The organism is Rhizobium sp. 18055 (genome assembly GCF_902706285.1).
GTDB lineage: Bacteria > Pseudomonadota > Alphaproteobacteria > Rhizobiales > Rhizobiaceae > Rhizobium.
Map to the genome: position 1 here is coordinate 124524 of NZ_CACSKD010000001.1, position 13369 is coordinate 137892.

General features: G+C 64.3%; 11 protein-coding genes and 1 pseudogene. 8 read left to right on the plus strand and 4 right to left on the minus strand.

Annotation, left to right across the window (positions count from 1 at the left end; all coding sequences use genetic code 11):
* The first annotated feature begins 125 nt into the window (after positions 1-125).
* The gene (locus GVL52_RS00615; RefSeq protein WP_160003320.1) at positions 126-1529 is read left to right on the plus strand and encodes a sensor histidine kinase; all 1404 of its coding nucleotides are present in this window, start codon (positions 126-128) and stop codon (positions 1527-1529) included.
* The gene (locus GVL52_RS00620; RefSeq protein ID WP_160003321.1) at positions 1526-2197 is read left to right on the plus strand and encodes a response regulator transcription factor; all 672 of its coding nucleotides are present in this window, start codon (positions 1526-1528) and stop codon (positions 2195-2197) included. Before GVL52_RS00615 ends, GVL52_RS00620 begins: the two co-directional genes overlap by 4 nt.
* A gap of 7 nt (positions 2198-2204) precedes the next feature.
* Here GVL52_RS00620 and GVL52_RS00625 read toward each other — a convergent pair whose 3' ends face one another.
* Positions 2205-2621, minus strand: coding sequence for a hypothetical protein (locus tag GVL52_RS00625; protein ID WP_160003322.1), 417 nt, complete (start codon positions 2619-2621; stop codon positions 2205-2207).
* 34 nt (positions 2622-2655) lie between these two features.
* Between GVL52_RS00625 and GVL52_RS00630 the strand changes: the two genes are divergently transcribed.
* Positions 2656-2949 (plus strand): hypothetical protein, encoded by a 294-nt coding sequence (locus GVL52_RS00630; protein WP_160003323.1) that lies wholly within the window; start codon positions 2656-2658, stop codon positions 2947-2949.
* Between the two features lie 518 nt (positions 2950-3467).
* Positions 3468-4478, plus strand: a complete 1011-nt coding sequence (locus GVL52_RS00635) for an iron ABC transporter substrate-binding protein (RefSeq protein WP_160003324.1) — start codon at positions 3468-3470, stop codon at positions 4476-4478.
* 1085 nt (positions 4479-5563) lie between these two features.
* On the opposite strand, the gene hutC is transcribed toward GVL52_RS00635, so the two are convergent.
* Positions 5564-6283 carry a histidine utilization repressor gene (hutC, locus tag GVL52_RS00640; protein WP_160003325.1) on the minus strand — a complete coding sequence of 240 codons (720 nt, stop codon included), beginning with the start codon at positions 6281-6283 and terminating at the stop codon, positions 5564-5566.
* Between the two features lie 58 nt (positions 6284-6341).
* On the minus strand, positions 6342-7703 hold the full coding sequence (locus tag GVL52_RS00645; protein ID WP_160003326.1) for a formimidoylglutamate deiminase: 1362 nt from the start codon (positions 7701-7703) through the stop codon (positions 6342-6344).
* Between the two features lie 122 nt (positions 7704-7825).
* On the opposite strand from GVL52_RS00645, the gene hutI reads away from it, so the two are divergent.
* Both hutI and hutH read left to right on the plus strand, forming a co-directional pair.
* Complete coding sequence (gene hutI / locus GVL52_RS00650; protein ID WP_160003327.1) at positions 7826-9088, plus strand: imidazolonepropionase; 1263 nt, start codon at positions 7826-7828, stop codon at positions 9086-9088.
* Complete coding sequence (hutH, locus tag GVL52_RS00655) at positions 9085-10620, plus strand: histidine ammonia-lyase (protein WP_160003328.1); 1536 nt, start codon at positions 9085-9087, stop codon at positions 10618-10620. Before hutI ends, hutH begins: the two co-directional genes overlap by 4 nt.
* Positions 10621-10642: 22 nt before the next feature.
* Here hutH and GVL52_RS30745 read toward each other — a convergent pair.
* Positions 10643-10789: pseudogene (locus GVL52_RS30745) on the minus strand (riboflavin biosynthesis protein RibD); the annotation flags it as partial.
* Positions 10790-10819: 30 nt separating this feature from the next.
* Here GVL52_RS30745 and hutG point away from each other — a divergent pair.
* Both hutG and hutU read left to right on the plus strand, forming a co-directional pair.
* Positions 10820-11626 (plus strand): N-formylglutamate deformylase, encoded by an 807-nt coding sequence (gene hutG / locus GVL52_RS00660; RefSeq protein ID WP_160003329.1) that lies wholly within the window; start codon positions 10820-10822, stop codon positions 11624-11626.
* Between the two features lie 51 nt (positions 11627-11677).
* Positions 11678-13366, plus strand: coding sequence for a urocanate hydratase (gene hutU, locus GVL52_RS00665; protein ID WP_160003330.1), 1689 nt, complete (start codon positions 11678-11680; stop codon positions 13364-13366).
* Positions 13367-13369 lie beyond the last annotated feature (3 nt).

Below are 13369 nucleotides of genomic sequence, written 5' to 3' on the forward strand. Positions count from 1 at the left end.
GCATCTCGCCCAAGCCCACAGGCGTCTTCGGAGCCCATGCAGGCACCGGCAAACAGGGACTTTGGTCCACTATCGCCGCCACCGGTCCTTCTTCTCTTCCGCGCAAACATCTCTATGGTGGCGCCATGAATTTCGTCTCGGTCGCCATCCCCAGGAAGATATTGCGTGAACGGCTCAGCCTTGCCTGGCAGTTCGCCATCGTCGGCGCGCTTGTGCTTGTCCTCGGAATGATGCTGATCGGGCTCTGGGTCACCAGCCGGATCGAGGGTGCCGCGGTTCGCAATGCGGCGACCGCGACCGCGCTCTACGTCGACAGCATCATCGCCCCGCTGACCCAGGAACTCGCCTCCGCCACATCGCTCAGCGATGGCGCCAAGCGGGCCTTGACCGAAACCCTGCAGCAGGGGGTGCTGAGCAGCAGGCTCTATTCCTTCAAGATCTGGCGGCCCGATGGCACCGTGCTGTTCAGCAGCGAGCCGAGCCTTGTGGGCAAATACTTCGGGATGACCGATGGCCTTACGACCGCGTTGTCCGGCTCCATCCACGCCGAGTTCGACGATCTCAAAGGCGAGGAAAACCGTCTTGAGCAGAACAGCGGCCAGCCGCTGCTGGAGATCTACAGCCCGATCCGCGAGCCTTGGTCCGGCGACATCATCGCCGTTGCCGAGTTCTACGAGATTGCCAGCGACCTGCGCAACGAGCTCGACGTCGTGCGGCTGCAGAGCTGGCTGGTGGTCGGGGCGGTCACGGCGGGAATGCTCGCCTTGCTGTTCGGCATAGTCGCCAGAGGCAGCCATCTGATCGAGGTCCAGCGCCGGTCTCTCGACACGCAGGTGGGCGAACTGTCGCGGATGCTCGATCTGAACCGGGCACTTCGGCAGCGTGCCGACACGGCCAACCAGCGCACGGCGACGCTGAACGAACGCTATCTCAGGCGGATTTCGTCGGAGTTGCACGACGGCCCCGCCCAGCTTCTCGGCTTTGCCGCCCTGCGGCTCGAGGCGATCGGCAAGGGCCGAGGCCAAAGTCACGGAAAGGATCGGGACGATGACGAATCGCTGGTCAGCAATTCGATCACCGAGGCGATCCAGGAGATCCGCAACATCTGCCGCGATCTGACGCTGCCGGAGCTGGAACCGTTGCGCGGCGACGACGTCGTCCGCCGCGCCATCCAGGCGCATGAGAGCTATTCGCGGACCAAGATCAAATCGGATGTCGGCAGGCTCGATATCACCTCGCAGGCCGCGAAGATCTGCGTCTACCGTTTCATCCAGGAAGCGCTGAGCAATGCCACCCGGCATGCAAAGGCAACGCAGATCTCGCTGACGGCGGTTGAAGACGAGCATGGCATCCGGATTTCGGTCGCCGATAATGGTGCCGGTTTCGTTCGCTCCGGCGAGGAGCGCGGGCTCGGGCTTGCCGGGTTGGAGGAGCGGCTGGCCGGTCTCGGCGGTCGGCTCGAGGTCACCTCCGATGCCGGCAGCGGAACGACGGTGCAGATGACGCTACCGAGGAGGAGTTCCGAATGACAACGAGCACGCTGAGGGTGGCGATCGTCGACGATCACCCGATCTTCCGAAACGGTCTGTCGCGCAGCCTGGCAGACGAGCCGGGCTTCGAGGTGGTCGGCGAAGGCGCCAGCGCTGCCGATGCCGTCGCCCTTTTCAGCCAGCACAGGCCGGATGCGTTGCTGCTCGATCTGTCGATGCCGGGCGGCGGGCACGAGGCATTACGCCAGATCATCAGGCAGGATGCTTCGGCCGCAGTGATCGTGCTCACCGCCTCCGAAGAAGACGACGATCTCTTCGATGCTTTGAAGGAAGGGGCGAGAGGCTACATCCTCAAAGGCGTCAGCGCCTCGACATTGGTGTCTGCGGTGCGCAACGTGGTGGCCGGCGAGAGCTATGTGTCGCCAAGTCTGGCCGCGCGCATTCTGACCGAGATGCGGGGCGACCCGCCGCCGGTGCCGAATGCGGCGCGAGGGCCTCATGACGATGCGCTGGCAAGCCTGACGCCACGCGAGGAGCAGATCCTCGGTCTGGTGGCAGACGGCAACAGCAACAAGGAGGTTGCCCGCCAGCTCAACCTCCAGGAAAAGACGATCAAGCACAATATGACCCGCATCCTGCAGAAGCTGAAGGCGCGCAACCGCACCGAGGCTGCGATCTTCCTGCGCGACGCGCGATCACGGCCATGAGAGCGGATCAGCGGAGGCGATCGATGTCGCCTGCCCTGGCGGCGCGGCGGATCACCAGGCGCCCATCCGGATCGAACAGCTCGTAGCGGCCGTTCCTGATCCGCTCGCGCCAGCCGCCGTCATAGGCCCGGTCCTCGCTGCCAGGCGCAGAACCGGTCCGGTCGTCCCTGCCGCCGTGTCGGCTTTCGCCCGAACCACTGCCCGAACCGCCGGAGCTATCGTCCGATCCATGCGATCCCGAGGAACCGGAAGAACCCGAATGCCCCGACCCGGACGACCCGGAACCCGAGCCGCCACTCCCCGAGCTTCCGCTGCCGCTCGACCCACCGCTGCCGCCTTTGTCCACCAGCGCCGCAACCGGGCTCAGCAGTCCAACGAGCAGACAGAGCAAGCCTGCGGACATGATCGTCGACCTGTTGTTCATGAGCGATCTCCTCGTTAGAGCCGGTCTAAGTTAAATGGTCGCAGGCCTGCCGGGGCAGGTTCTCGTCGGGGCATCGGCGATCGCCGAAAGGCGTGCAGGAGCTGAGCGGGTCGAACCGGCGGAGAGATGCCCGGTCCTTGCACAGGACCGGGTCATCGACGTGCCCGGCTCCGGACTATCGGCGTCCGCCGTGATCATCGCCGCCGCCGTGGCCGCCGCCGCCGTGATCGCCGTCATGTCCACTGTCACGCCCACTGTGATGGCCACTGTCGTCAGCACCACTGTGATGCTGGTGCCGGGCAGCATCGTCGGCGCCATGTCGTGTTGACGATGCGCTGTGGCTGATATGACCGGGACCGTCATCACCGCTGCGACCGCGATGCTTCAACTTGAGAATATCGTCGGCGCCGCGGCGCACAAGCACGACGGCTAAATGCGATGGGGATGCAAGGCCCGCCTGCGGTGGCAACGGCGCGGCGCTGCTTGACGTACCGAATGACAGGGTGGACGATGCGAAGGCAACGCAGGCGTAAAGGGCAATTTTCTGCATTGTTGTTCTCCTTGGGGTTTCCCCGGGAAACGGGGTCTCGCGACCGGAAAGGCCGGATTGCGACGAAAACCTCCCGCCGCAATGCCAAGTGTCGCTGATCTCAGGGCTATTGATAGCGTCCCCGGCCCTCTACGACTGGGATAGGGACTTTAGTCCGCATGGTCAGGACGAAGGCCCCGCTATAAGTGGAGTGTGTTTGAATAGTTTTAGATTCAAATCCATTGGCCTACCAACGCATAGCGACCGAACGCCTGAGCCTGTCCGCGCTCGGTTTCGGTCCAATCGGGGAGTATCACATGAGGAATTCCATTCGCCGGAAGCTGGCATCCGCCGCAATGCTTCTCGCCGCAACTGCTTTCGCCCACGGTGCGTTAGCGCAGGATGCCGAGGGCATTGTCGTCTACAACGCCCAGCACGAAGGTCTCGGAATGGCCTGGGCAGAAGGCTTCACCAAGGATACCGGCATCAAGGTTACGGTTCGCAAGGGCAGCGACATGCAGTTCGCCAACCAGATCGTCCAGGAAGGCGACGCCTCGCCGGCCGACGTATTTCTGACCGAGAATTCGCCTGCGATGGCGCTGGTCGGCGCAGCCGGGCTGTTCGCTCCGATCGACAAGGAAACGCTGGCCCAGGTTCCGGCCCAGTATCATCCTGCTGACGGCATGTGGACCGGCATCGCCGCCCGCTCGACCGTCTTTGCCTACGACAAGAACAAGCTGACCGAAGACAAGCTGCCGAAGTCGATGCTCGATCTCGCCGATCCGGCGTGGAAGGGTCGCTGGGGCGCGTCGCCGGGTGGTGCGGACTTTCAGGCGATCGTCGGCGCGCTGCTGCAACTGAAGGGCGAGGCAGCAACCGCTGCGTGGCTCAAGGCCATGAAGGAAAATGCCACGCCTTACAAGGGCAACAGCGTTGCCATGAAGGCGGTCAATGCCGGTGAAGTCGAAGGTGCGGTGATCTATCACTACTACTGGTTCGGCGATCAGGCGAAGACCGGCGAGAACAGCAAGAACGTTGCGCTTCACTACTTCCGCAACGAAGATCCGGGCGCATTCCTCAGCGTTTCCGGCGGCGGCGTGCTGAAGTCCAGCAAGCATGTGAAGGAAGCCCAGGCGCTTGTGAAGTGGATCACCTCCAAGGCTGGCCAGGACATCCTGAAGACCGGCGATTCCTTCGAATACGCGATCAACGGCGATGCCAACGCCAAGCTCGTGCCGATCGCCGATCTGCATGCGCCAAAGGTCGAAGCCTCCAAGCTCGACAACAAGAAGGTCGTCGAACTGATGACCGCAGCCGGCCTGCTCTAACATCGGGCAGAACCGACATCGGACCGCGCGGCAAAGGCCGCGCGGTCCTTTCTGTTTGCGGGCGCGGCGACCTTGGGAGGGCCCGCCGAGCATGCCTTCGCCAAGCCCGGGCCGGCCGTCCCGGGTGTCTTGACGCACCCAAGATCAGCCGCGCATCGGCATTCGACGCCGTGCTGATTCAGCCTCGGTCCACTCCGGACATATTCGTCCAGCCTTAATTGAACTCCACCCAGCTTCCGACTCTCCACCCTCATCCTCGCCCCTGTGGTGGGGATCCAGCCACGGCGCATCTGCGCCGTGAATGACGCACTTCATTCCGGGTGAAGCGTCCTCTGCACCCAAGGACTTGGGTGCGCTGGATGAGGGAAGTTGAAGTGGCATCCTTCTCTCAAAAACAACGGTTTACGCGAAATATATCCGCGAATTTTCCCCGTCCTCCTCATCATCCATAGAATCTCCTTCGTCCCGTCATCGGATACACCGCGAGGCGATTGCGGCGAGACGGGATCGGCGCCGGGTGTTTGGGGAAGACGCAAGTCCACTCATCCGGGGTTCGCAGAAATGGTCCCCTCTGGAGACGGCAGGGCGCATAGCCCCGAGTTGAGCTCCGGACGTGCCTGTGCGGCACACATGGTTCCGCCGCGAAGTTGGGCGGAAAGGCAGAGAGACCTGAGTCGCGGGCATAAACCGCCGAACGGGGCGCTGGGAAGCGCCATATACATTCTACTCTATCGCGGCAATTTCCAGCGCCCCGTCCGAGTGAAATGGCATGGTGGGATCACGGGTTTTCGGGCTGCGTGAGGTTTTGGTGTGTGGAGTGTTTGGCATGTTTATCGAGGCGTGTTGCCGTGAAAACCCCCTCTGTCCTGCCGGACATCTCCCCCACAGGTGGTGAGATTGGCTGGGCGGGGCCGCTCGGTTCGATCGTCATTGTTTGGGGAGAAGCGTCCTACGAGTCGATCTCCCTCCTTGTGGAGAGATGTCCGGCGGGACAGAGGGGACGCCCGCGGCACACCATCGGCAAAGCAGAACCGCAGCGACAGAGCCCGAAGCCTCGCCCGCAACGATACGTCCCGCCGCCCCACTCAGGACGCCGGCGTGAACCGGGCCACCAGGGCATGCTTGTCGCCGGGATAGGTGAACCGCACATGCGTCACCGGGCCGATATTGCTCCAGGTGCGGCGCTCGACCACCAAGCAGGCGGTGTTGCGGGGAATGTCGAGGCTGGCGGCCTGATCGGCTCCCGCCGCGATGGCGTGAATGCGGTGTTCGGCGCTGCTCCACGGAACCTGGTTGAGCAGCCAGGCGCCCGGCGGCACGGTCGAGAAATCGGCGCTGTCGGCCTCCGGCACGGTGACGAGGCTGATCAGCCGCTCCTCCAGGCAGAAGGGGCGCCCGCCCGCCTGGTGGATGCAGACCACCTCGACCACCGACGATCCGGGCTCCAACTCCAGCCGGCGGATATCGTCGGCACCGGCCTTGCGCCTGGTGCGCTTCACGATCGCGAAGGCATAGGAGAGGTTCAGGGATTTGACCTCGGCCTCGATGTCATGGATCTCCAGCACCGCGGATTGGGCCTGCGGCTGGGTGACGAAGCTGCCGGATTTCTTGCGGCGTTCGATCAGCCCGGCCTTGGCCAGTTGGGTCAGCGCCTTGTTGACGGTCATCCGCGAGCAGTCGTATTCCTTGGTCAGCTCGATCTCGAACGGAATGCGATGACCCGGCGGCCACTCGCCGGAGACGATGCGGCCTTCGATGTCGTTGAGGATACGCTGATGCAAGGTCATGTCCTTGCTCTGGTCCATCGTCACGCTCCGGTTCTGCTTCCGCTCTATCGGCAATCTCGGCAGCTGGAAAGCCCCGTCAGGCTGCCAGCAGTTCGCCCATAGCCTTGAGGAAACGCCGGTTGATAGCCTCACGGCCGATATGCCGGCCGCCCTCGACCTGTTTGGCGCCCAGCGCCCAGACGCTATCGATCCCGACGTTGCCGGCAAAGATCCAGTGGTCGAGCAGCTGATCGCCCGCGAGATAGGGTACCGCTGACGTATCCAGCGCGACGATATCGGCATGATTGCCAACCGCCAGACCGCCCGGCGCCTTCAGGGCTGCACCGCCGCCGGTGATGGCGTGATCGAAGAGATGACGACCGGTCGAGCCGCCGGGTGCGGCAATGACGTTGCGGGCCCTGAGCGCCAACCGCTCGGAATATTCGAGCTGGCGCAATTCGCCGGCAAGCGAGATCAGCACGTTGGAATCCGAGCCGACGCCATAGCGGCCACCGGCTTCGAGAAACAGCGGCGCCTGGAATGTCCCGTCGCCAAGATTGGCCTCGGTGATCGGGCAGAGCCCGGCAATCGCCCCACGCCGCGCCATCTCCCGCGTCTCGTCATCGGTCATGTGGATCGCATGGATCAGGCACCAGCGATCATCGACCGGCGCATTGGCGAGCAGCCACTCGACCGGACGGGCGCCGGACCAGGCGATGCAGTCCTCGACTTCCTTGACCTGCTCGGCGACGTGGATGTGGATCGGGCCATCACCGGCCATCGGCACAAGCTTCGCCAGTTCATCCGGCGTTGCGGCCCTCAGGCTGTGCGGCGCAAGGCCAAGCTCGGCGCCGGCAAGCTGGCCGGTCACCTTGCGGCAACCGTCCATCAGCGCCGCAAAGCTGTCGAGCGAATTGATGAAACGGCGCTGGCCGTCGATTGGGGCGGCACCGCCGAAACCTGAATGCGCGTAGAACACCGGCAGCAGCGTCAGGCCGATGCCAGCCGTTGCGCTCGCCGCCCCGATGCGCTCGGCAAGCTCGGCGATGTTGGTATAGTGTCGGCCATCCCTGTCGTGGTGCAGGTAGTGAAACTCGCCGACGCGGGAAAACCCGGCCTCGAGCATCTCCATGTAGAGCTGGGCGGCGACCGCCTCGACATGGTCCGGCGTCATCGACAGCGCGAACTTGTACATGACAGTGCGCCAGCTCCAGAAACTGTCGTTGGCAGGCCCCCTCACCTCGGCAAGGCCGGCCATGGCGCGCTGAAAAGCGTGGCTGTGGAGGTTCCCCATGGCGGGAACAAGCGTATGATGGCGTTCGTCGGCGGGCTGAGGCGCAACCGATGTCTCCACCCTGGAGATGCGTCCGTCCTCCAGCGTCAGCCGGACGTCTTTCTGCCAGCCCTGCGGCAACAGCGCAGCACCCGCATGAAGTCTGGTCGCAACCGTTTGTGCCATGACCGCTTGTTCTCCTCTTTGGCGCAGCGCATCTTTCTTTTCCAGAGATACGCCCAAAATTCCACTTGTCACCTGTTTATTATGTATATACATGTTGAGACATAAGGAAAGGCGCAAAGCTGATGACCGGGAACAATTTTTCAGGCGATGAGGCCTCCGTGCAGGAGCACCCGCACCTCTGGCGCAACGCCCGCCTGGCAACGCTCGACCCTGCAAGACAGGGCCTCGGCATCGTCGAGAAGGGTGCCATCGTCGTCGAGAACGGCCGCATCACCTTTGTTGGCCCGGAAAGCGAAGTACCGGTGCTGGCGATCGAGCGGGCCGAGATCACCGACCTGGAAGGCCGCTGGGTCACCCCCGGCCTCGTCGATTGCCACACCCACATCGTCTACGGCGGCAACCGCGCCCGCGAGTTCGAAATGCGCCTTGAGGGCGCAACCTACGAGGAAGTGGCGCGCGCCGGCGGCGGCATCGTTTCCTCGGTCAAGGCCACCAATGCGCTCTCCGTCGATGGGCTGGTGGCGGCCTCGCTGCCGCGCCTTGACACGCTGCTGTCGGAAGGCATGACGACGATCGAGATCAAGTCGGGCTACGGTCTCAACATTGACGCCGAGCTGAAGATGCTGCGCGCCGCCCGCCAGCTCGGCCGCATCCGCCCTGTGCGGGTGGTCACCACTTATCTCGGTGCCCATGCGACGCCGGTCGAATACAAGGGGCGCAACGGCGACTACATCACCGATGTCGTGCTGCCCGGCCTCGAACAGGCGCATGCCGAAGGTCTCGTCGATGCCGTCGACGGTTTCTGCGAGGGCATCGCGTTCTCGACAGACGAGATCGCCCGCGTCTTCGACAAGGCACAACGGCTGGGATTGCCGGTCAAGCTGCATGCCGAGCAACTGTCGAACCTTGGCGGCGCAAAGCTTGCAGCTTCCTATCTGGCCCTGTCGGCCGATCATCTCGAATATCTCACCGCCGAAGACGCGGCGATCATGGCGGCGGCCGGCACCGTGGCCGTGCTGTTGCCGGGTGCCTTCTATGCCATCAACGAAAAGCAGAAGCCGCCGGTGAAAGCCTTGCGCGCTGCCGGTGCCCACATCGCGATTGCCACCGACTGCAACCCCGGCACCTCGCCGCTGACCTCGCTGCTCCTGACGATGAACATGTCGGCAACGCTGTTTGGCCTCACCGTCGAGGAATGCATTGCCGGCGTCACCCGCCAGGGCGCCCGCGCGCTCGGCCTGCTCGACGAAACCGGCACGCTGGAAACCGGCAAGTCCGCCGATTTCGCCATCTGGAACGTCGATAGCCTCGCCGAGCTGGTCTACCGCATCGGCTTCAACCCACTTCATGCACACGTCTTCAAGGGCGAAAGGATCGACCGTTGACCATTACCCTTCACCCAGGCTCCGTCTCGCTCAAGGATCTGGAAGCGATCTACTGGACCGGCGAACCGGCCACGCTCGACCGCTCCTTCGATGCCGGCATATCAAGGGCCGCCGCCCGCATCGCCGAGATCGCTGCCGGCAATGCACCGGTCTACGGCATCAACACCGGCTTCGGAAAGCTCGCCTCGATCAAGATCGACAGCGCCGATGTCGCGACCCTGCAACGCAACCTGATCCTGTCGCATTGCTGCGGCGTCGGTGCGCCGCTGGCTGAAAACATCGTCCGCCTGATCATGTCGCTGAAGCTGGTCTCGCTCGGCCGCGGCGCCTCGGGCGTCCGGCTCGATCTGGTGCGGCTGATCGAGGGCATGCTCGAAAAGGGCGTCATCCCGGTGATCCCTGAAAAGGGCTCGGTCGGCGCCTCCGGCGATCTGGCACCGCTGGCCCATATGGCTGCCGTGATGATGGGCGAAGCCGAAGCCTTTTATGCCGGCGAACGCCTGTTGGGTGCCGCAGCCCTGGAAAAGGCCGGCCTCACCCCCGTCATTCTCGCCGCCAAGGAGGGCCTCGCCCTCATCAATGGCACCCAGACCTCGACCGCGCTGGCACTCGCCGGCCTGTTCCGCGCCCACCGCGCCGCCCAGGCAGCGCTGATCACCGGCGCCATGTCGACCGATGCGGCGATGGGCTCGTCCGCACCCTTCCACCCCGATATTCACACCCTGCGAGGCCACAAGGGCCAGATCGATACGGCAGCAGCGCTTCGCGCCCTGCTCGACAACTCCGTCATCCGCCAGAGCCACATCGAAGGCGACGAGCGCGTGCAGGACCCTTATTGCATCCGCTGCCAGCCGCAGGTCGATGGCGCCTGCCTCGATCTGCTGCGCTCGGTGTCGCGCACGCTCGAAATCGAAGCCAACGCCGTCACCGACAATCCGCTTGTTCTCTCCGACAACTCGGTCGTCTCGGGCGGTAACTTCCATGCCGAGCCGGTGGCCTTTGCCGCCGACCAGATCGCCATTGCCGTTTGCGAAATCGGCGCCATCGCCCAGCGCCGCATCGCGCTGCTGGTCGATCCGGCCCTATCGTATGGCCTGCCAGCGTTCCTCGCCAAGAAGCCCGGCCTCAACTCCGGCCTGATGATCGCCGAGGTCACCTCGGCGGCGCTGATGTCGGAAAACAAGCAGATGTCGCACCCGGCCTCGGTCGATTCGACGCCGACCTCGGCCAACCAGGAAGACCACGTTTCGATGGCTTGCCACGGCGCCCGCCGCCTGCTGCAGATGACCGACAACCTGTTCGCCATCATCGGCATCGAGGCGCTGACCGCCGCCCAGGGCGTCGAGTTCCGCGCGCCGCTGGCGACGAGCCCCGAATTGCAGAGCGCCATTGCCGCGATCCGCGGTGTCGTGGCGACGCTGGAGGTCGATCGCTACATGGCCAATGATCTGCAGGCGGCCAGCGATCTGGTCGCGACAGGGGCGCTGAATGCGTCGGTGTCTTCGGGCATCCTGCCGGCTCTGGAGGGCTGACCGCCATGATGTCGTTCGTGGCGCCCCCCTCTGCCCTGCCGGGCATCTCCCCCACGGGTGGGGAGATCGGGTGGGCGAAATCACTCGATTCTGCGTCTGCTATCTTGCGGGAAACCAACCACCTGCAGATCTCCCCCCTCGGGGAGATGTCCGGCAGGACAGAGGGGGGTAGCCCCGCAACCAACGGAGCATCCAGCCAATGACCACCCACGAAACCCGCCAGGGCAACTCGCCCGTCATCCTCGGCTTCCCCCACACCGGCACCGACGTGCCGGCCGCCATCTGGGACCGGCTGAACGACAACGGCAAGCTGCTGGCCGACACCGACTGGCACATCCACAATCTCTATGACGGCCTGCTCGACGGCATCACCACCGTGCGCGCCACCTTCCACCGCTACGTCATCGACGCCAACCGCGATCCAGCAGGCATGAGCCTGTACCCCGGCCAGAACACCACCGGCCTTGTTCCGGAGACCGATTTCGACGGGAAATCGATCTGGAAGGACGCCCAGGCGCCCGACGAGACCGACACCGCCGAGCGGCTACGCGATTTCCACGCTCCCTATCATCAGGCGCTCGCCGCCGAGATCGCGCGCGTCAAGGCGATCCACGGCGTCGCGATCCTCTACGATTGCCACTCGATCCGCTCGCACATCCCGTTTCTGTTCGACGGCAAGCTGCCGGATTTCAATGTCGGCACCGACGTGGGCAGGACCTGCAACAGTGCCATCGAACAGGCGACCGTTGCCGTGACCTCGACGGCTGCTGGCTATGACAGCATCCTCAACGGCCGCTTCAAGGGCGGCTGGACCACCCGCCACTACGGCAAGCCGGAAACCGGCGTCCACGCCATCCAGATGGAACTGGCGCAATCGACGCATCTGGCCACCGAGGCGCCCCCCTTTGCCTACGACCCAGCCAAGGCCGAGCGCCTTCGCGTGCACCTGAAAGACATTCTGGTGCGTCTCGCCGAGATCGCCCCAAGCTTGAAACGTTCAGCCTGAAACGTTGAGCCTGAAACGATAAGCCTTCCAACCCAGATCAGGGGAACCGCAATGACCAGCAATCCACGCCACAACATTCGCGAAATCCGCAGCCCCAGGGGCAACGAGCTCTCCACCAAAAGCTGGATGACCGAAGCGCCGCTGCGCATGCTGATGAACAACCTCGACCCCGATGTGGCCGAAAACCCGCATGAACTCGTCGTCTACGGCGGCATCGGCCGCGCCACCCGCACCTGGGCCGATTTCGACAGCATCGTTGCGACGCTGAAGACGCTGACCGAGGAAGAGACGCTGCTGGTTCAGTCCGGCAAGCCGGTCGGCGTGTTCCGCACCCACAAGGATGCGCCGCGCGTGCTGATCGCCAACTCCAACTTGGTGCCGCACTGGGCGACCTGGGACCATTTCAACGAGCTGGATAAGAAGGGCCTGGCCATGTACGGCCAGATGACCGCCGGCTCGTGGATCTATATCGGCACCCAGGGCATCGTTCAGGGCACCTACGAAACCTTCGTCGAAGCCGGCCGCCAGCATTATGGCGGCAGCCTCAAGGGCAAGTGGATCCTCACCGGTGGCCTTGGCGGCATGGGCGGCGCCCAGCCGCTCGCAGCCGTGATGGCCGGCGCCTGCTGCCTCGCCGTCGAGTGCGACGAGACCCGCATCGATTTCCGCCTGCGCACCCGCTACGTCGATGCCAAAGCGAAGACGCTCGACGAGGCGCTCGCCATGATCGCCGAGTGGACGGCCAAGGGCGAAGCCAAGTCCGTCGGCCTGCTCGGCAATGCCGCCGAGATCTTCCCGGAACTGGTGAAGCGGATGCAGGCCGGCGGCGCCCGCCCCGATATCGTTACCGACCAAACCTCGGCACATGATCCGCGCAACGGCTACCTGCCGATCGGCTGGACCGTCGAGGAAGCCAAGGCCAAGCGCGAGAGCAATCCGAAGTCGGTCGAAGTCGCCGCCCGCGCCTCGATGAAGGCACATGTCGAAGCCATGGTCGCCTTCTGGGATGCCGGCGTTCCGACGCTCGACTACGGCAACAACATCCGCCAGGTCGCCAAGGATGAAGGTCTCGAAAACGCCTTCGCCTTCCCGGGCTTCGTGCCGGCCTATATCCGTCCGCTGTTTTGCCGTGGCATCGGCCCGTTCCGGTGGGCGGCGCTTTCGGGCGATCCCGAGGATATCTACAAGACCGACGCCAAGGTGAAGGAACTGCTGCCCGACAACAAGCATCTGCACAACTGGCTCGACATGGCCCGCGAACGCATCGCCTTCCAGGGCCTGCCGGCACGCATTTGCTGGGTCGGCCTCGGCGACCGCCACAAACTCGGCCTCGCCTTCAACGAAATGGTCCGCACCGGCGAATTGTCCGCCCCGATCGTCATCGGCCGCGACCATCTGGACAGCGGCTCCGTCGCCTCGCCCAACCGCGAGACCGAAGCGATGAAGGACGGTTCGGACGCCGTCTCCGACTGGCCGCTGCTCAACGCCCTGCTCAACACCGCGTCGGGTGCCACCTGGGTTTCGCTGCATCACGGCGGCGGCGTCGGCATGGGCTTTAGCCAGCACTCCGGCATGGTGATCTGCGCCGACGGCTCGGAAGACGCCGACCGTCGCCTCGAGCGCGTGCTCTGGAACGACCCGGCGACCGGCGTCATGCGCCACGCCGATGCCGGCTACGAGATCGCCATCGATTGCGCGAAGGAAAAGGGCCTGCGGCTGCCGGGGATTCTCGGGAACTGAGCG